Origin of the sequence: Streptomyces sp. NRRL F-5727, from assembly GCF_000719555.1 — a bacterium.
Classification (GTDB): Bacteria; Actinomycetota; Actinomycetes; order Streptomycetales; family Streptomycetaceae; genus Streptomyces.
In genome coordinates this window covers 142,203-160,265 of record NZ_JOGX01000010.1, presented here as the reverse complement: position 1 = coordinate 160,265, position 18,063 = coordinate 142,203, and the positions used below count along the sequence as shown (strand labels likewise).

Here is an 18,063-nt window from a genome sequence, read left to right as displayed (position 1 = left end):
CCCCGTCCCGGGGTGGTCGGGATGGGACGCGTTCTCGCGTACGCCGGGGCGGTGGCCGTGCCGCTCGGTGCCGGCGTGCTGCTGCACCTGTGGGGAAGCTGGTCCATGCGGTCGGCGCAGGCCGTGCCGACCGCGCTCGCGGTGCTCGGCGGCCTGGTCCTCGCCGGGCTCGCGGCGGCGGCGCACAACGCGCTCTTCCGCGAGGGCGGCGGCGCCCTGGCGCTGGTGGTGCTGCTCGCGGGGCTCGGCGCGGTGTGGATCGAGGCCCGGGACTCCCGGGTGCGCGGGGCGACCGTCAGCTGCGTCGTGGTGGGGAAGGTGCGGGTCACCGACCATCCCACGTTCGGCGAGGGCGCCCCGGAGGCGAAGCGGCTGTACCACCACACGCTGGACTGCCCGGGCGGCCGCCCGAAGGAGTTCTCCTGGGAGCGGAGGCTGGGCGAGGCGGGGGCGCCGGTCCGGATCGCCTACGACCCGGCGGGGCGGATGGACCCGGTCCCGGCCGACGAGAACGTCGCCCGGGGCGCCCTCCCCGTCCCGGCGGGCCTGCTGCTGCTCGCGGCGGGCCTCTCGGTCGCCTCGCTGCGGCACGAGCTCACCGGGAAGGGCCCGCGGGTCCCCTGAGGGCTTAGGCGGGGGTGACCGTGAGCCCGGCGGGGGCCGTGCGCAGCGCTACGGAGCCGTACGGGGTGCGCAGCCGCAGCCAGGGTCCGGCGGCCATCAGGGCGACCGGCAGGTCCTGCGGGGGCAGGAAGCCCAGCGACTGGGCGGCGTGCACGGCCCGCAGCGGCAGGCCGGTGGCGCCGAGGGTGCGGGACCAGATCTCGCGGCCGAGGCGGTCGCGCTCGGCGCGGGTGCGCCGCTCCTCGGGCAGTTCGTCGTCGCGGCGGCGGAACTCGGCGACGGCCGCGGCGACCGCACCGCGCAGTTCCCCGGCGCCGGGCAGGCCCTCGACGGGCTGCCAGCCGGTGCGCGGCGGGAGGACGCCGGCCCAGGGCGGGCCGGTGACGGCGGCGGGGACGGCGGCCTTGCCGGCCGTCTCCTCGATGCCGTCGAGGAGTTCCCCGGCGGAGACGGTGATGTCGAGGTCGACGGCGTCCGCCAGCCGGGCGGTGCGGACCGCGAGCACCTCGAAGGACGGCGGGCGTCCGAACACGGCGAGCGCGCCGCCCCCGGCCTGGAGGCGGACGGCGGCGGCGCGGTCGTAGTGCACGAGCCGGGTCAGGAAGGCGGCGAGGGCCGCCGCCTCCCTGGGGTCGGCGAAGTGCAGCGGGGCGAGCACCATCATGCGCCGGACGTCATCCCGTCGTCGACGTACTCCTGGAGGAAGCGGCGCTCCTCCTCGGAGATCCGGCGCGGGCGCTGTGCCTCCAGGTCGAACGGCACGACGACCGTGGAGGCCCGGACGTAGGTCACGCCCGGGTCCTTGATCTCGTACGCGATCGTCAGCGAGGCCGCCCCGATCTTCGTGACCCACGACTCGATGGTCACCGGCTCGTGCCGGTGGACCAGCGGGCGCCGGTAGTCGATCTCGTGGCGGGCCACCACGGACCCGCCGGAGAAGGACGGGCTGCCGTCGCCGGGCGCCAGCCGGAACATGAAGTCGATCCGGGCCTCCTCCAGGTAGCGGAGGAAGACCACGTTGTTGACGTGCCCGAAGGCGTCCATGTCCGACCAGCGGAGGGGACAGCTGTAGATGTGCCTCGCCACGACGACCTCAGCCCCGGGTGAGCTTCTTGTGGGTGGCGCGGTGCGGACGGGTGGCGTCCGGGCCGAGCCGCTCGACCTTGTTCTTCTCGTACGACTCGAAGTTGCCCTCGAACCAGAACCACTTGGAGTCGCCCTCGTAGGCCAGGATGTGCGTGGCCACTCGGTCGAGGAACCAGCGGTCGTGGGAGACGACCACGGCGCAGCCGGGGAAGTCGAGGAGCGCGTTCTCCAGCGAGGAGAGGGTCTCGACGTCGAGGTCGTTGGTGGGCTCGTCGAGGAGCAGCAGGTTGCCGCCCTGCTTGAGGGTGAGCGCCAGGTTGAGGCGGTTGCGCTCACCGCCGGAGAGCACGCCGGCCGGCTTCTGCTGGTCCGGGCCCTTGAAGCCGAACGCGGAGACGTAGGCGCGGGACGGCATCTCGACCTGGCCGACGTTGATGTAGTCCAGCTCGTCGGAGACGACGGCCCACAGCGTCTTCTTCGGGTCGATGTTGGCGCGGCCCTGGTCGACGTAGGAGATCTTGACCGTCTCGCCGATCTTGATGTCGCCGGAGTCCGGCTTCTCCAGGCCCTGGATCATCTTGAAGAGCGTGGTCTTGCCGGCGCCGTTCGGGCCGATGATGCCGACGATGCCGTTGCGGGGCAGGGTGAAGGACAGGTCGTCGATGAGGACCTTGTCGCCGAACGCCTTGTTGAGGTTGTTGACCTCGACGACGACGGAGCCCAGGCGCGGGCCCGGCGGGATCTGGATCTCCTCGAAGTCCAGCTTCCGCATCTTCTCGGCCTCGGCGGCCATCTCCTCGTAGCGGGCGAGGCGCGCCTTGGACTTGGCCTGACGCCCCTTGGCGTTGGACCGCACCCACTCGAGCTCTTCCTTGAGGCGCTTGGCGCGCTTCTCGTCCTTCTTGCCCTCGACCTTGAGGCGTTCGGCCTTCTTCTGGAGGTAGGTCGAGTAGTTGCCCTCGTACGGGTGGGCGCGGCCGCGGTCGAGCTCCAGGATCCACTCGGCCACGTTGTCGAGGAAGTACCGGTCGTGGGTGATGGCCACGACGGTGCCCTTGTACTTGGCGAGGTGCTGCTCCAGCCAGTTCACCGACTCGGCGTCGAGGTGGTTGGTGGGCTCGTCGAGGAGCAGCAGGTCGGGGGCCTCCAGCAGGAGCTTGCAGAGCGCCACGCGGCGCTTCTCGCCACCGGAGAGGTTGTTGACCGGCCAGTCGCCGGGCGGGCAGCCCAGGGCGTCCATGGCCTGCTCCAGCTGGGCGTCCAGGTCCCACGCCTCGGCGTGGTCCAGGTCCTCCTGGAGCTTGCCCATCTCCTCCATGAGCGCGTCCGTGTAGTTCGTGGCCATCTCCTCGGCGATGGCGTTGAACCGGTCGAGCTTGCCCTTGATCTCCGCGACGCCGTCCTCGACGTTCTGCAGGACGGTCTTGGACTCGTCGAGCTTCGGCTCCTGCATGAGGATGCCGACCGAGTAGCCGGGGGTCAGGAACGCGTCGCCGTTGGACGGCTGCTCCAGACCCGCCATGATCTTCAGAACGGTGGACTTACCGGCACCGTTCGGGCCGACCACACCGATCTTCGCACCGGGCAGGAAGCTCAGCGTCACGTCATCGAGGATGACCTTGTCGCCGTGCGCCTTGCGCGTCTTGCGCATCGTGTAGATGTACTCAGCCAAAGGAAACCGTCCGGCAAGGAGTGAGTGGGCAGATACACCCATCTTGCCGCACCACCGCCCCCAGGCGGAAACCAGTAGCCTCCGGCGGCCCCCTCCGTGGCCGTGGGAGCGCGCCCCAGGGTCCGCGGCGGCACGACTCAGGGCCTGGCGACATACGACTCAGGACCCGGGGGACGTGCGACTCAGGGCCCGGGACGTCGACTCAGGGGCCCGGGGACGTCGACTCAGGGGCCCGGGGACGTCGACTCAGGGGCCCGGGGACGTGCGACGGCCCCGGACGCGGATCGCGTCCGGGGCCGTCCGTCACGGGGTGGTGCCACCCTGTGACGTCACGCTTTTCCCGCCTTACTGACCGGCGGCCTTCTTCTTGCGGAGGAAGAACACCGCGCCGCCGCCGACCAGGACGAGCGCGACGGCGATGCCGGCGATCATCGGGGTGGCGTTGGAGCTGCCGGTCTCGGCCAGGTCACCGCCGGTGGTGCCGGTGGTGCCGGTGGAGGCGTCCGTGGTGGTGCTGGGCGCCGGGGTGGACGGGCTCGCCGAGGGGGTCTCGGACGGGGTGCCGGCCGACGGGGTGCCGGAGGGGGTCTCCGACGGGGTGCCGGTGGACGGCTCCGGGCTCGGGGCGGTCTTGCAGTCGAGGACGCCCTCGAAGGTCTCCGAGAAGCCGTTCGGGCCGGTGATCGTGAAGTTGTACGCCTCGTCCTCGCCGACCGGGAGGGCGATGGTCTTGGTCTCGCCCGCGCCGACCGTGTACGAGGTGCCCTTCAGGTCGAAGGTCCAGGGCTCGTCGCCGCTGTTGGAGGCGACGATCTCCAGGCCGCCCTTGGCGCAGTCCTTGGCGACCGTGACGGCCGGGACGGCACCGGTCTTGGCCCAGGTCGCACCGGCCTTGGCGGTGACGGTGGAGGCGCTGGAGCCGGCCAGGATCAGGGTCTGGGACGGGCCGTCGATGGAGACGAAGGCGCGGCCCAGGGGGACCTCGGTGGTGAGGGAGGCGGTCAGCTCGGCGGCGCCGTCGGCGGTGCCGGCGGGCACGTCGAAGAAGAGCTTGCTGCCGTCGCCGGCGGTGGTGACCGGGTTGCCGGCCTCGTCCACGACCTTGACGCCCTCGGGGGCACCCGGGGTGAGGGCGACCGCGGTGCCCTCCTTCTTGCTGCTGGTGACGGTGATCGGACCGAGCTTCTCACCGGGCTTGCCGGCCACCGAGGCGGGCGACAGGGAGAGGGACGCGGTCGGCTCGTCGAGCTGGACCGCCTTCTCCAGGAGGTACTCGGTCAGCTTCTTGGCGTCCTCGTCGAGCGGGGTCGCCTTGACGCCGTCGGAGAGGGTCCAGATCGCGGCCTGCGTACCGGCGGCGGCGTCACCCTTGGTGAGCGTGGCGCCGATCTTCGCGTTCAGGTCCTCGAGCTTCTGCTCCGGGTAGCCGTTGGTCAGGATCCAGAGGATCTTGCCGGCGTCCGGGTTGTTGTGGAGCGACGACTCGTCCCAGCCGACTTCCTTGTAGTCGTACTCGGTCTTCGCCAGGGTGTAGAGGTCGATGCAGTAGGTGAAGAGGTTTCCGCCGCCCTCGACCTGCATCGTGAAGAGGCCACCGGTCTCGGTGAACTCGTCCCCGTCCTTCTCGGTGATCTTGATCTTGCCGACCTCGTCGGTCAGACCGCCGAGCTTCGCCGTGGCACCGCCGTCGGCGTAGGCCGTACCGGCGGTGGCTATCGAGGCGGACGCGACGAGACCGGCGACCAGCGTCGCTGCGGCGCGGCGTGCGACGCCAGGCCGACGAACTGAAAACATGGATTTCCCCTCCGGGCGAGCGGCTCCGCGAACGTGGTCGATTCGCGTGGGGGGAGCGCTCGCCAGCGCACTCACTGACTCGATGGGCTCACGTGCCTCATGAGTATTCGGAATCCTAGGGAGGCGGAAGACCCCGGTCCCCGGTCATACGACGAGATAACCATTCCGTCTCGGAATCGTTATACCGCTGGCGAGTTGGTCGACAAATCCCCACGACACAAGGTCAGGGGGCCGTTACCAACCGGTGTGCGGCGGTCGTCCAGGGGTCCTTTCCGTCGGCCGGAACGAGTCCCGGCGGAACCTCGCGATCCGTCAAGTCGCCCTCTCCCGGGCCTGGCGGAGCCTGCGCCCCGGCCCCGGCCCCGGGCCCGGTCCGCGGTTCGGCCCCCGGTTCGGCCCGCGAGGTCCGGCGGAAAGCGGAGGTGCCCCGGGTCAGGTCGTGGCCGACGGCGACGGCGTCGATGTCGACGAAGGTCTTGCGCTGTCCGTCGCGCTCGTCCTCACGGACCCTCAGCCGGCCGTGCACCACCAGCGGTTCGCCGACCGAGACCGAGGCGGCCAGGTTGGCGCCGAGCGAGCGCCAGGCCGAGACCGTGTAGAAGCTGGTGGCGCCGTCGGTCCAGGCCGCCCGCTCGCGGTCCCACCGCCGCGCGGTCACCGCGAACCGGAAGCGGGCCACCGCCCCCGCCACCGTGTCCCGGTACTCCACCGCCGTCGCCACGTTCCCCACCAGCGTCACCGTCGTGTCGTTCATCCCCGTGCCCCTCCCCGTCCCTGCGTCTGTCTCCTCCTGGTGAGCACCATGCTGGCGGGCACACGGAAAGCCCGCCGGCGCCTGTGGACGACCGGCGGGCTGTGGACAAACCCCCCACTCGTACGGGGCTTGACGGGCGCGCGGGAGAGGGGCCGGGGTGTCGGTGCTCCCGGCGTTCCCGGCGCTCTGGCGCTCTGGCGTTCTCGGTGCTCTCGGTGCTCTCGGTGCTCTCGGTGCTCGCGCCGTTCGCACCGTTCTCGCCGTTCTCGCCGTTCTCGCCGTTCTAGCGGAGCCGGGCACCGGCCCGGGTGGCGCCCAGGCGCGGGCCGGTTCCGCGGCCGCCCGCACCGACGATCCGCGGCGAGGGCCGGGGCCCGGCCACCTTCGCGTACTGCTCGCGCACCTCCCGGTACCGCAGCAGTTCGGCCGAGACGGGGTCGAGGACCCGGGCCCGGCCGCAGGCGGCCGCCGCTTCCGCCAGCTTGCGTTCGGCCTCCTGCCCGTACCGCCGCGCCGGTCCCTTCACCGCGCTCTCGCAGGCCCATTCGACCAGCGGACCGCCGACGATCCCGCCCAGCATGACCAGGACCGGGGGCAGCAGCCCCGGCTCCACCACGCCCACGATCTGACCGACCAGCCAGAGCGCGCCGAACAGCTGAAGGAGCGTCATCAGGGCCTGGACGAGGACCGCGGCCGGCCACCAGGCGGGGCGCGGCGGCCGGGCGGCCGGGTCGCCGAGGGTGACCGTCAGCTCGTCCAGCGCCTCCGGCAGCCCCTCCGCGCCGCGCGTCGCCGCCTCCCGTACGGCCAGGGCCCAGGGCGCGGGCAGCCCCCGCGACGCCTCGTCGGCCACGATCCGTACCGCCTGCTCGACGCGCTGCCGGGCGGTCAGCTCGTCCTCGGCGGGCACCGCGAGCCGCGGATCGGTGGAACCGTGCCAGCGCTTCCGCTCGTACCAGCGGTGCAGCCGCAGCCAGGGCGAGCCGCAGGCGCGGATGGCGCCCCGCCGCCAGACCCGCTCGGCGGCCTCGCCGGCCGCCTGGGCGCCGACCGCGACGGCCAGCCGGCCCGCGAACTCCTCGCGGCTCCGCTCCCCGAGCCCCGCCCGCCCGTCGGCGACGTACACGGGCCGCAGCCGGGCCGCGGCGGCGTCGATGTCGGCGGCGATGCGGCGCTCGGCCGCGGTGCGTTCCTGGACGAACCGGGCGAGGAGCTCGCGGAGTTCGGGCACGCCCTCGCCGGTCAGGGCGGAGACGGGCAGCACGGTGGCACCGGGCTCGCCGTGTTCGCCGAGGGCCATGCCGTCCTCGTCGAGGAGCCGGCGCAGGTCGTCGAGGACGAGCTCGGTGGCCTCGGCGCCGAGCCGGTCCACCTGGTTGAGCACCACGAAGGTGACCTCGGCGTGCCCGGCGAGCGGCCGCAGGTACCGCTCGTGGAGGGCGGCGTCGGCGTACTTCTCCGGATCGACCACCCAGATCACCGCGTCGACCAGGCCGAGCGCCCGGTCCACCTGGTCGCGGTGGGCGGTGAGGGCCGAGTCGTGGTCGGGCAGGTCGATGAGGACGAGGGGCGCGAGGTCGGCGTCGGCGGCCCCGCCCGCGAGGGGCCGCCGCCGCAGCCGCCCGGGCACCCCGAGCCGGTCGAGGAGCCCGGCGGCCCCCTCCGACCAGGTGAGGGCGAGCGGCGCGGAGGTGGTCGGCCGGCGCAGCCCGGTCTCGGAGACGGCGACGCCGGCGAGGGCGTTGAAGAGGGTCGACTTGCCGCTGCCGGTGGCACCGGCGAGGGCGACGACGGTGTGCCGGGAGGAGAGCCGCTGCCGGGCGGCGGCCTCGTCGAGCACCCGGCCGGCCTCGGCGAGGGCGTCGCTCTCGACCCGGGTACGGGAGAGCCCGACGAGCTCGTGGAGGGCGTCCAGCCGGGTCCGCAGCCCGCCGCCGTAACTCCCGCCGAACCCCCGGGCGTCCTCGGACTCCTCCCCCGCCCCGGTCCCCTCGGCGGCCGGCTCCCCGGGGACGGCCCGCTCGGCGGCCCGCCGGGCGATCAGCCCGTCGTCCCACCGCCGCTCCGCGTCCTCTTTCTTCTCCGTCTTCACGGGCTTCACGGGCTTCTCGGGGTTCTCGGGCTTCTCGGGGTTCTCGGCCACGTCACTTCTCCTTCTGCAGTACGGAGAGCGCGGCGATCAGCTCCGCCTGCGGCTCGGGGGTGACGTCGAGGGCGTCGAGGGGCGCGAGGCGGCGGTCGCGCTCGGCGTGCAGGACGCGGTCGACGTGGGTGAGGACGAGGTCGCCGCCCTTGTCGCGCAGGCGCAGGGCGGCCTGGGCGCCGAGGAGTTCGGCGAGCCGCTCGCCGGCCGGGCGGGCGCGGCGGCCGCCGAGGAGGGAGGCGGCGAGCAGGGCGGCGACGGTCTCGGCGTCGGGCACGGTGCCGCGGGCGGCCCCGCGTCCGGCGGGCTTCTCCACGGACCGCACCTCGTCCTCGGCCAGCTCCTCCAGGACCCGCCGCCAGCGCCGCACCTCCAGGCCGATCCGCTCGGCGACCTCCCGGTCCCCGCCGGGGACGGCCCGGAGGGCGCCGGCGGCGGGCTCGCGGCGGTGGACGTCCCGGATCGACTCCTCGGCGGCGGAGACGGCGCAGTGGAGGAGGGCGGCGAGCGACTCGGTGAGGGCGTCGAGGAGTTCGTCGGCGGTGCTGTCGCGGGGGTAGGCGCGCCAGCGGGCCCGGGCGTCCCCGGCGAGCACGGCCCCCTTCCCGAGCTCCTTGCGCACCCGCGCGGCCTGCCGGCCGTAGGCGGCCTCGACGGCTCCCCCGAGGCGTACGGCGGCGGCGTACTGCGCGGCGACGGCGCCGGCCAGTTCGGGGAGGCGGGTGTCGAGGGAGTCGATGACCCCGGAGGCGGTACGGGAGACGGCCTGCTGGCGCGCGGCCGGGTCCTCGGCCCGGTGCGCGAGCCACCCGCGCAGCGCGGCGACGGCGCTCTCCGGCAGCAGCCCGCTCCCGCCGCCGGTCGACTCGGGCAGCTCGGGGATGGTGAACCGGGGCACGTCCCCGAGCCCGGCCTTGTCGAGCAGGGCTTCGAACTGCCGGGAGACCTCGCCGATCACCTGGTGGGGCACCCGGTCGAGGACGGTGACGAGGGTGGCGTCGTACTCCTTGGCGGTACGGAGCAGATGCCAGGGCACGGCGTCGGCGTACCGCGAGGCGGTGGTGACCATCACCCAGATGTCGGCGGCACACATCAACTCGGCGGCGAGCAGCCGGTTCTCGACGACGAGGGAGTCGATGTCGGGGGCGTCGAGGAGGGCGAGCCCGCGCGGCAGGGTGGCGGCGGTCTCGACCCGCAGCGCGTTGTCCTCGGCGTCGCCCGGCTCCGCGGGGTGCTCCTCGTCGGCCTGCGGCAGCCAGACCCGGGTGAGCTGCGGCAGCACCCGCAGTCCGGCGAACCAGTGCTGGTCCTCGGGGTGGCAGACGAGCACCGGCGTCCGGGTGGTCGGCCGCAGCACCCCCGCCTCGCTGACCCGCCGCCCGACCAGCGAGTTCACGAGCGTGGACTTCCCGGCCCCGGTCGACCCTCCGACGACGGCGAGCAGCGGCGCGTCGGGGTCCTTCAGCCGGGGCACCAGGTAGTCGTCGAGCTGCGCGAGCAGCTCGGCCCGGGTCTGCCGGGCGCGCGGCACGTCCGGAAGGGGAAGGGGAAGACGCACGGCCGCGACTCGGTCGCGCAGGGCCGAGAGTGCGTCGATCAGCTGAGGCCGTTCGTCCAAGGTCACCACATGCGAAGAATGCCCAATTTATGAGCGTTTTTGAAGCGTATAACGGCCCTGCGCGCCGAAGAAGGGGAGGCCGACCGGAAGCCCGGGCATAACGAGTGCACAACACCCGCCCCGAGCGACGTGAAAAGCGCTGCGCGAATCGCACCTGCCTGCGATTATCGGTTCGCTTCACCGAACCTCCACATCGTGCCACGCAGGCGAAGCACCGGGCCCGAGCCGCCAGGACCCCTATCCTTGTCCCGGCAGCCCCACCCCACCCACCAGGGCCACCAGGCCCAAGGCCACCACCGGCCCCCGTAGCTCAGCGGATAGAGCAGGTGCCTTCTAAGCACTTGGCCGCAGGTTCGAGTCCTGCCGGGGGCGCAAGACCGGGACCCTCCTTCGGGAGGGTCCTTTTGCTGGCCGACGCCCCTTGTCACGTCCGCGCCGTGGGGCGCAGGAGTGGCCGGCCCTGGGCGGCGGCAAGGGATCGCCCGGGCCGCCGGTCGGCGGACTGCCCTGCGACGACCAGGGCGGCCGCCGCGGGATCTGACGGCGGTGGTGAAGGCCGCCACGCGCTGCCCGCTCAGGCGGGGATGGTCATGAGCAGGAGGGGGGTCGTGGTGGGCTGGGGGGAGCCTTCGGAGGGTTCCAGGGTGAGGCCGAGGGCGGTGGCGTCGGCGGGGTCGCCGTCGACGAGGACGGTGCCGTCCTGGTGGATGAAGCCGGCCGGTCGCATGGTGTCGTCGTGCTGGAGCCACAGCTGGTAGGTCCGGCCCGGGACGGGGGCGGGGAGGCCGGTCGCGGTGAAGACCGCCTTGTTCTGGCGCTCGGAGGTGACGACCGTGGTGAGTGCCCCGTTGGTGGCCTTGCCGTGGGCCGCCTGGGCGTCTGGTGCAGCGAGGACGCCGCTGACGGTGTCGAGGTTCCGCTGGGCCTGCCGGGTCTGTTGCTGGGCCTGGCGGGCCTCCTGGTGCTGCCAGACGGCGAGGCCGGCGAAGGACGCGGCGGCGGCGAGACTGGCCGCGAGTCCCAGCGACAGGGCCTTGCGGCGCAGGCGGTCGCCGAGGCCGGTCGGCGTGGGCGTGCCGGTCAGGCGTGGGGGCAGTTGCCGTACGCCGCCGACGGCGTCCAGGGTGCGCTGCTTCAGCGCCGCGGGGGGCTCCTCGGCCGTGGCGTCGGCGAGGCGGGCGGTGGTGGCGTGGAACTCCGCGACCTCGTGCCGGCACGCTTCGCACTGCTGGAGGTGGCGGGTGAAGGCGTCGGTCTCCGCGGCGTCGAGGGCGTCGAGGGCGTACGCGCCTGCGAGGGCGTGGATGTCGGTGGAATGGTGGTTCACGTGGTCACCCCCATGCAGTCGCGGAGCCGGATGAGCCCATCGCGCATGCGTGTCTTGATGGTGGGAAGAGGCGCGCGCAGGGTCTCGGCGACTTCACGGTAGGTCAGGCCCTGGTAGTAGGCCAGGGTCACCGCCTGGCGCTGGAGTTCGGTCAGGCCGCGCAGGCAGCGGCGTACCTGCTCGGACTCCAGGCGGGTCTCGACCTGTTCGGCGACGTCGTCGTAGGCGGTGTGGTGGTCGCGTGCGGCCTGGGCGTGTTCGCGGTCGGTGGCGGCCTGGGCGGAGCGGACCCGGTCCACGGCCCGGCGGTGGGCGATGGTGGCGGCCCAGGCGCTGACGGAGCCCGCGTCGCTGCGGTAGCGGGCGGCCTGGCGCCACAGGTCGATCATGACCTCCTGGGCGACCTCCTCGGACTGCGCCGGGTCCCGCACGATTCTGAGCACGATGCCGAAGACCATCGGTGCGAGCGCGTCGTAGAGGGCGGAGAAGGCGTTCTTGTCGCCCAGGGCGACCTGCTCCATGACGGCGGGAAGGTCGGGGGCCACGGTGCTTCGGGCCGTGCGGCGAAAGGGAAGGGGTTCGCTCACCGGACGCCCTCCGCCGGGTGCGGCCAGGCGCGGACGCCGGGTGGTGCCGGCGGGGGCAGGGCGGTCCATCGCATGCGGGTCCTCGTCGCTGAAGCCCTGATCCGGGCGGATCGGGGAAGGATCGGTTCTCGGGCGCCAGGGGTCTCTGTGAACGTTCTTCGTAGCGGACACGCGTACGGATGGGAGCGGTTTCGCCGGCTCCGCGGCCTGCGGCTGACCCGATCGAGGGAACACGACCGCCGAGGCCCAGCCGGATCGGGGACCACCGCGAAACCCCGGTGAGAGCAGGCGCGTCCGCCCGTTCTCTCCGTCCGCGCGCTGTCCGCGCGGACGGGTGGATCCTCATCCTGGAGGTAGTGCGATGGCGCGTATGCGCAGCGGTCTGACAGTGGCCCTGGTGGCCGGCGCCGTGATGGCGGGAGGGGCCTCGACGGCCGCCGCCGACGCGGGTGCGCAGGGCTGGGCGGCCCACTCGCCCGGCGTCGGGTCGGGCAACCTCGTCCAGGTACCCGTCCACGTGCCGGTCGACGCGTGCGGCGACGCGGTGGGTGTCGTCGGCCTGCTGAACCCCGCGTTCGGCACCACGTGCGTGAACGCCTGACCGGCGGCACGCGGCTCCGGCCCGTGCCCCCTGGGGGTGGGGCAGGCCGGTGACCCGCCCGGAGCACGGGCGGAAGCAGCGCCGGGCTGTTCCGCACGCAGAGCCGTGCCCTGGGATGGGGTCGGCTGCGGGCGGCTGACGCCACAGCCGCCCGCAGCCTTCTGCCCTGGTCCGTCAGGGCGCCCGGGCCCGCGCAGGAGGCGTGCGGCGCATGGTTGGCGTGGACCGGGAGCGAAGGGGGCCTCGTTCATGGTGATCCTCGCCGGCCCCCGGCCGGATCCCGGTCGGACCCTCGCCGGACCCGCTCCGGGCCCCGGGAACCTCGCTGAACCCCAGCGCCCCCCGCCGGCAAAACGGTCCTGCTCCCGCAGGAACCCGCCAGAGCGTTCCGGGCGGACCGGGCGAAGGGCTGCCCGGCGAGGGGAGTGCCCGCTGACAGTGGGCGGTGCACCGTCCCGCCCCGCCCCACGCCGTGGCCGTGGCGTGGCCGTTGCCGTCAAGTGCGTCTCGGCCGCCCCTCTTTCGGATGAGTGACCCATCCGCGGTGCGGGAGTCGCCGAATCCCCGACGTGAGCAGCTTCCGCACCCTCAGCAGCAGAGCGTGGCCCGGCGCGACGGCCGGGCTGGTCGCGGGGTTCTCCGCACTGGCCATGGCCGAGCTGACCGCTGGACTCGTCCGTCCGGAGGCCGGGCCGGTGACGGTCGTGGGCGGGGTGGTGATCGACCGTACGCCGGCTCCGGTGAAGGACTTCGCGATCCGTACGTTCGGCGAGAGCGACAAGACGGTCCTGCAGCTCGGGATCCTCGCCGTCCTCGCCCTGATCGCGATGGGGCTGGGGGTGGCGGCCCTGCGGCACCGGACCGGCGGCGCGGCGGGAATCCTGGTGTTCGGTCTGGTCGGGGTGGGGGCGGCAGTGAGCCGTCCGGACGCCGGTCCCCTGGACGTGCTGCCGTCCGTGGCCGGCGCGCTGGCGGGGGCCGCGGCGCTGTGGATGCTGGCGGGCAGGGCGGTCCCTGCGAGGGGCGTCGTGTCGCCGGGGAACGACGGCGAGCAAGGCTGGAACCGGCGCGCGTTTCTAACTTCGGCGGCCGTCACGGCCGGGGCGGCCGCGTGCGCGGGCGTCCTCGGCCGGTTCCTGGCCGGGCAGCGGGGGCAGGGCGCCGTCGCCTCCCGCGACGGCCTCGCGCTGCCCGCCCCGGCGTCACCGGCGCCATCGGTGCCGGCCGGGGTCCAGCTGAAGGTGCCCGGCATCAGCCCCTTCGTCACACCGAACCGCGAGTTCTACCGCGTGGACACCGCGCTGGTCGTCCCCAAGGTCGACGCCCGGACCTGGCGCCTGCGGATCCACGGGGAGGGCGTGGCACGCGCCCGCACCTACACCCTCGACGAGCTGCTGGCCCGCCCCCTGATCGAGCGGGACATCACGCTGACGTGCGTGTCGAACGAGGTCGGGGGGCCGTACCTCGGCAATGCCCGCTGGCTCGGCGTCCCCCTGGCCGGCCTGCTGGAGGAGTGCGGGGTGCGGCCGCCGTCGAAAGGCGGCGGGGCCGACCAGCTCGTGGCCCGCTCGGTCGACGGCATGACGCTCGGGTCCCCGGTGGAGGACGTCATGGACGGCCGGGACGCGATGCTCGCCGTCGGCATGAACGGCGAACCCCTCCCGTTCGACCACGGCTTCCCCGTCCGCATGCTCGTGCCCGGCCTGTACGGCTACGTGTCCGCCTGCAAGTGGATCGAGTCCATCGAGCTCACCACCTTCGCCGCCTACGACCCGTACTGGGTGAAGCGGAAGTGGGCCCGCCGGGCCCCGGTCAAGACGCAGTCCCGCATCGACACCCCGAAGCCGTTCGCCCGCGTCGCCGCCGGCCCGGTCACGGTCGCCGGGGTGGCGTGGGCCCAGCGCCGCGGCATCACCCGCGTCGAGGTCCGCGTCGACGAGGGTCCCTGGCGGGACGCCGACCTCGCCGCGCAGGACACCGTCGACACCTGGCGCCAGTGGTCCTACCGCTGGAACGCCGCTCCCGGCAGCCACACGCTCACCGTTCGCGCCACGGACGGCACCGGCCAGGTCCAGACCGAGCGCCGTACCCGCACCGTCCCCGACGGGCCCAGCGGCCGGCACAGCGTGTTCGTCACCGTCACCTAGACCACCCGTGGACCACGCGTGGACCACCACCCGTAGACCCCCCGGCGGGGCCGGCAGGCCGTGCCCGGGACAGCACCACCCGTGCACCGAAACCCGTACACCGACAACCCAGAGAACAGCCCTTCAAGGAGCAACTGATCATGAACAGCATGAAGTTCCGCCGCACCGCGCTCGCCGTCGCCGCGGCCACCCTGCTGCCCTTCTCCCTCGTCGCGTGCTCCGACTCCGGCAGCAAGACCGAGGCCGCTTCCTCCGCAGCCGCCGGTGACGAGGCGACGACGCCGGCGAGCAGCCCCTCCGAGGCGCCGATGACCGACGACCAGCCCTTCGGCCCGGCGTGCGCCGGCGTGCCGAAGGAGGGTGCGGGCTCCTTCGACGGCATGGCCAAGGACCCCGTCGCGACCGCCGCGTCGAACAATCCGGCCCTGTCGACGCTCGTCACCGCGGTGAAGCAGGCCGGACTCGTCGACACCCTCAACAACGCCGAGAACATCACGGTCTTCGCACCCACCAACGACGCCTTCGCGAAGATCCCGAAGGCCGACCTCGACAAGGTCCTCGCCGACAAGGCCACCCTCACCGAGATCCTCACCTACCACGTCGTCGGTCAGAAGCTCACGCCGCAGCAGCTGGAGAACGGCAGCTTCGAGACCCTGCAGAAGGGCATGATCACCACCAAGGGCTCCGGCGAGGACTACACCGTCAACGACACCTCCAAGGTCGTCTGCGGCAACGTGAAGACCGCCAACGCCCACGTGTACATCGTCGACACCGTCCTCATGCCCAAGTGACGACCGGCTCGGGCGCCTGAGGAACCCGGGACCCGAGAATCGCGGGCCCGAGGAACCCGGTCTCCCCGGCATCGACCGGGGAGACCGGGCGGTCATGACGCCGGCCGGGCCCGTCAGCCGTGGTTCGTCGGTGCCGATCAGGCACCCCCGTGTCCGATCGTGCCGCAGCCGGCCGGCGCGGTCGCCTCCTGCGGGAGCTTCGCTTCGAGCTCGCTCCCGCCCTTGCCGGAGTCGTACACCAAGTTGCGTGGCGGCGGCCCGCCCGCAGATGGCCCGAGCCCGCCGTCACGGTCGCGGGCCGGGACCGGTCCATGGGGGCGGTCCCGACCTCGGGTGCGGCGGCGTCGGTTTCGGTTACGAGCCGCAGCAGCCGCCCGTGGGCTGCTCGGTGGCGAGGGGCAGGGCGGACGGAGCGGCGAGCTGTACGAGCTGGGGGGCCGGCGGGGCGCAGCAGCCGCCGGGGTCGGCGGACTGCGTGGCGGGGGCGTCGTAGAGGCCGGAGCCGCCGCAGACGCCGGTCTCGGGGAGGGTGAGTTCGACGCGGTCGGCGGCGTCGAGGTCGCCCGCGAGGGCGGCGACGACGGAGCGGACCTGCTCGTAGCCGGTGAGGGCGAGGAAGGTGGGGGCGCGGCCGTAGGACTTCATGCCGACGAGGTACACGCCCTGTTCGGGGTGGGCGAGTTCGCGGTGTCCGTGGGGGTAGACGGTGCCGCAGGAGTGCTGGTTGGGGTCGATGAGCGGGGCGAGGGCGGTGGGGGCCTGGAGGCGGTCGTCGAGGCCGAGGCGGAGCTCGTCCAGGAAGGACAGGTCGGGGCGGAGGCCGGTGAGGACGATCACCTCGTCGACGGGGTCGAGGCGGCGGCCGTCCTCCGCCACCAGGACCGGGCGGCCGTCGCCGTCGCGCTCGATCGCCTGCGTACGGAAGCCGGTGACGGCGTCGGCGTGGCCTTCGTCGACGGCGGCCTTGGCGGCGAGGCCGAGGGCGCCGCGGGCGGGGAGCTGGTCGGCGCTGCCGCCGCCGAAGGTGGCACCGGACAGGCCCCGGCGGAGGATCCAGACCGCCTTCGTGTCCGCCTCCTCGCGGGCGAGGGCGGCGAGGGAGGCGAGCGCGGTGAAGGCGGAGGCGCCGGAGCCGATGACGGCGGTGCGCCGGCCGGCGTACCGGGCGCGGACGGCGGGGTCGGCGAGGTCGGGGACGCGGTACGAGATCCGGTCGGCGGCGGCGCGTTCGCCGAGCGCCGGGAGGCCGTCGGCGCCCGCGGGGCTGGGGACCGCCCAGGTGCCGGAGGCGTCGACGACGGCGCGGGCGGTGAGCCGCTCCTCGCGTCCGTCGGCGTACGTGACGTGGACGGCGAACGGCTGGGCGTCGCGGTCGGCGTCGACGATCCGGTCGCGGCCGGCTCGGGAGACGCCGGTGACGCGGGCGCCGGTGCGGACGCGGTCGCCGAGGACGTCGGCGAGCGGCTGGAGGTAGCGGTCCGCCCAGTCGCCGCCGGTGGGGTACGTCTTCGCGTCGGGCCTGGTCCAGCCGGTGGGGGCGAGGAGCTTCTCGGCGGCGGGGTCGGTGAGCTCGCCCCAGGTGGAGAACAGCCGGACGTGCGACCACTCGCGTACCGCGGCGGCCGCCGTGGGCCCGGCCTCCAGGACCAGCGGCTCGATGCCGCGCTCGACGAGGTGGGCGGCGGCGGCCAGGCCGGTGGGGCCGGCTCCGACGACCACGACGGGCAGCTGCTCAATGGCGGCGTTCATGACGAGAGGTCCCCTTATGTTTCGACGTCCGTCGATCTCTTGCGCTCTCAGCATGCATCGGATATCGATAGACGTCAACATAGACATTCATCGAATCGAGTGATGCCCATGGACCGCTTCGACGTCGCCGTCATCGGAGCCGGCCAGTCCGGCCTCGCCACGGCACACAGCCTGCTGCGCGAAGGGCTCAGGCCGGTGGTCCTGGAGGCTTCGGACCGGGCGGCCGGTTCGTGGCCGCGGTACTACGACAGCCTCGCCCTGTTCTCGCCCGCCCGGTACAGCTCCCTGCCGGACCTGCCCTTCGGCGGCGACCCGGACCGCTATCCGCGCCGGGACGAGGTGGTGGCCTACCTGACGCGGTACGCCGGACGCCTGGACGCCGACCTCCGCACCGGGCGGCGCGTCACCGCGGTGCGCCCGGCCGGGGAGGGTTTCGAGCTCGACCTCGCCGACGGGCAGGCGCTGGGCGCCCGCGCGGTGGTCACCGCCACGGGCGGCTTCGGCCGGCCGAACCGGCCCGCGCTGCCCGGGCTCGACACCTTCACGGGTACGGCGCTGCACGTCTCGGAGTACCGCGCACCGGGCCCGTTCGCGGGGCAGCGGGTCGTGGTGGTCGGCGCGGGGAACTCGGCGGTGCAGGTCGCGGTCGAGCTCGCGGATGTGGCGCGGGTGAGCCTGGCGAGCCGGGCGCCCGTGCGCTGGTTCCCCCAGCGGCCGCTCGGGCGTGACCTGCACTTCTGGCTCACGGTCACCGGCGCGGACGCGGCGCCGCTCGGTCGTCTCCAGCGGCGTCCGGCGACGATGGCGGTCATCGACGACGGCCGCTACCGGGCCGCCCTCGCCGCCGGCCGGCCGGACCGGCACCCCCTGTTCACCGGCCTCGACGGCTCGACCGTGCCGTGGGCCGACGGTACGCGGGAAGAGGTCGACACGATCATCCTGGCCACCGGCTACCTGCCCGACCTCGGCTACCTCGCCCCGCTCGACGCCCTCGACGGGACCGGCAGACCCCGGCACCGGGACGGCTCTTCGCTCGCCCATCCCCGCCTGGCCCACGTGGGGCTGGAGTGGCAGCGCAGCCTGTCGTCCGCGTCCCTGCGCGGCGTCGGCCGCGATGCCCGGCGCGCCGCCCGGCGTCTGGCCCGGACCCTGGGCCGACGGTGACTCCCT

At 73.7% G+C, this 18,063-nt stretch carries 15 protein-coding genes and 1 tRNA gene; 6 read left to right on the top strand and 10 right to left on the bottom strand.

The features are described from left to right. Positions 1 to 21: 21 nt before the first annotated feature. Entirely contained in the window at positions 22 to 624 is a 603-nt protein-coding gene (locus IF73_RS0110875; RefSeq protein WP_158821975.1) for a hypothetical protein, read from the top strand. A gap of 4 nt (positions 625 to 628) precedes the next feature. On the opposite strand, the gene IF73_RS0110870 is transcribed toward IF73_RS0110875, so the two are convergent. The 7 genes from IF73_RS0110870 to IF73_RS0110840 form a co-directional block, all read right to left on the bottom strand. Next, positions 629 to 1,288, bottom strand: coding sequence for a hypothetical protein (locus IF73_RS0110870; protein WP_031006074.1), 660 nt, complete (start codon positions 1,286 to 1,288; stop codon positions 629 to 631). Then, positions 1,285 to 1,710 carry an acyl-CoA thioesterase gene (locus IF73_RS0110865; RefSeq protein WP_031006072.1) on the bottom strand — a complete coding sequence of 142 codons (426 nt, stop codon included), beginning with the start codon at positions 1,708 to 1,710 and terminating at the stop codon, positions 1,285 to 1,287. The genes IF73_RS0110870 and IF73_RS0110865 overlap by 4 nt, the downstream gene beginning before the upstream one ends. 7 nt (positions 1,711 to 1,717) lie before the next feature. Continuing rightward, on the bottom strand, positions 1,718 to 3,382 hold the full coding sequence (gene ettA, locus IF73_RS0110860; RefSeq protein WP_031006070.1) for an energy-dependent translational throttle protein EttA: 1,665 nt from the start codon (positions 3,380 to 3,382) through the stop codon (positions 1,718 to 1,720). A 345-nt stretch (positions 3,383 to 3,727) separates the two neighbouring features. Then, entirely contained in the window at positions 3,728 to 5,176 is a 1,449-nt protein-coding gene (locus IF73_RS0110855; RefSeq protein ID WP_031006068.1) for an LAETG motif-containing sortase-dependent surface protein, read from the bottom strand. 223 nt (positions 5,177 to 5,399) lie between these two features. Next, entirely contained in the window at positions 5,400 to 5,930 is a 531-nt protein-coding gene (locus IF73_RS37580) for a single-stranded DNA-binding protein (RefSeq protein WP_037878820.1), read from the bottom strand. A 283-nt stretch (positions 5,931 to 6,213) separates the two neighbouring features. Further along, positions 6,214 to 8,031 carry a YfjP family GTPase gene (locus IF73_RS0110845; protein ID WP_234338207.1) on the bottom strand — a complete coding sequence of 606 codons (1,818 nt, stop codon included), beginning with the start codon at positions 8,029 to 8,031 and terminating at the stop codon, positions 6,214 to 6,216. A gap of 43 nt (positions 8,032 to 8,074) precedes the next feature. Then, positions 8,075 to 9,691 carry a dynamin family protein gene (locus IF73_RS0110840; RefSeq protein ID WP_031006062.1) on the bottom strand — a complete coding sequence of 539 codons (1,617 nt, stop codon included), beginning with the start codon at positions 9,689 to 9,691 and terminating at the stop codon, positions 8,075 to 8,077. A gap of 299 nt (positions 9,692 to 9,990) precedes the next feature. Here IF73_RS0110840 and IF73_RS0110835 point away from each other — a divergent pair. Next, a tRNA-Arg gene (locus IF73_RS0110835) sits at positions 9,991 to 10,063 on the top strand. A gap of 202 nt (positions 10,064 to 10,265) precedes the next feature. On the opposite strand, the gene IF73_RS0110830 is transcribed toward IF73_RS0110835, so the two are convergent. Together IF73_RS0110830 and sigK are read right to left on the bottom strand one after the other, a co-directional pair. Then, positions 10,266 to 11,018, bottom strand: a complete 753-nt coding sequence (locus IF73_RS0110830; RefSeq protein ID WP_031006060.1) for an anti-sigma factor — start codon at positions 11,016 to 11,018, stop codon at positions 10,266 to 10,268. Next, positions 11,015 to 11,605: an ECF RNA polymerase sigma factor SigK gene (sigK, locus tag IF73_RS0110825; RefSeq protein ID WP_031006058.1), complete on the bottom strand. Its 591-nt coding sequence runs from the start codon at positions 11,603 to 11,605 to the stop codon at positions 11,015 to 11,017. The genes IF73_RS0110830 and sigK overlap by 4 nt, the downstream gene beginning before the upstream one ends. Before the next feature lie 361 nt (positions 11,606 to 11,966). Here sigK and IF73_RS0110820 point away from each other — a divergent pair, with 361 nt between their 5' ends. From IF73_RS0110820 to IF73_RS0110810, 3 genes are all read left to right on the top strand, one after another. Further along, positions 11,967 to 12,206 carry a chaplin gene (locus IF73_RS0110820; RefSeq protein WP_078868009.1) on the top strand — a complete coding sequence of 80 codons (240 nt, stop codon included), beginning with the start codon at positions 11,967 to 11,969 and terminating at the stop codon, positions 12,204 to 12,206. A gap of 560 nt (positions 12,207 to 12,766) precedes the next feature. Next, positions 12,767 to 14,353 (top strand): molybdopterin-dependent oxidoreductase, encoded by a 1,587-nt coding sequence (locus IF73_RS0110815; protein ID WP_031006054.1) that lies wholly within the window; start codon positions 12,767 to 12,769, stop codon positions 14,351 to 14,353. A gap of 140 nt (positions 14,354 to 14,493) precedes the next feature. Next, a complete protein-coding gene (locus IF73_RS0110810) occupies positions 14,494 to 15,144 on the top strand; it encodes a fasciclin domain-containing protein (RefSeq protein ID WP_031006052.1) in 651 nt (216 codons plus the stop codon). A 354-nt stretch (positions 15,145 to 15,498) separates the two neighbouring features. Here the strand turns inward: IF73_RS0110810 and IF73_RS0110805 are convergent, their stop codons facing one another. Next, entirely contained in the window at positions 15,499 to 16,893 is a 1,395-nt protein-coding gene (locus IF73_RS0110805; RefSeq protein ID WP_031006050.1) for an NAD(P)-binding domain-containing protein, read from the bottom strand. A 108-nt stretch (positions 16,894 to 17,001) separates the two neighbouring features. Between IF73_RS0110805 and IF73_RS0110800 the strand changes: the two genes are divergently transcribed. Further along, entirely contained in the window at positions 17,002 to 18,057 is a 1,056-nt protein-coding gene (locus IF73_RS0110800; RefSeq protein WP_031006048.1) for a flavin-containing monooxygenase, read from the top strand. The last annotated feature ends 6 nt before the right edge of the window (positions 18,058 to 18,063 follow it).

Excerpts from the sequence above, each read along its gene's own strand:
- IF73_RS0110800 (WP_031006048.1), top strand. The coding sequence starts at position 17,002 with ATGGACCGCTTCGACGTCGCCGTCATCGGAGCCGGCCAGTCCGGCCTC.
- IF73_RS0110875 (WP_158821975.1), top strand. The coding sequence starts at position 22 with ATGGGACGCGTTCTCGCGTACGCCGGGGCGGTGGCCGTGCCGCTCGGT.
- IF73_RS0110805 (WP_031006050.1), bottom strand. The coding sequence starts at position 16,893 with ATGAACGCCGCCATTGAGCAGCTGCCCGTCGTGGTCGTCGGAGCCGGC.
- IF73_RS0110855 (WP_031006068.1), bottom strand. The coding sequence starts at position 5,176 with ATGTTTTCAGTTCGTCGGCCTGGCGTCGCACGCCGCGCCGCAGCGACG.
- IF73_RS0110820 (WP_078868009.1), top strand. The coding sequence starts at position 11,967 with ATGGCGCGTATGCGCAGCGGTCTGACAGTGGCCCTGGTGGCCGGCGCC.
- IF73_RS37580 (WP_037878820.1), bottom strand. The coding sequence starts at position 5,930 with ATGAACGACACGACGGTGACGCTGGTGGGGAACGTGGCGACGGCGGTG.
- IF73_RS0110870 (WP_031006074.1), bottom strand. The coding sequence starts at position 1,288 with ATGATGGTGCTCGCCCCGCTGCACTTCGCCGACCCCAGGGAGGCGGCG.
- IF73_RS0110810 (WP_031006052.1), top strand. The coding sequence starts at position 14,494 with ATGAACAGCATGAAGTTCCGCCGCACCGCGCTCGCCGTCGCCGCGGCC.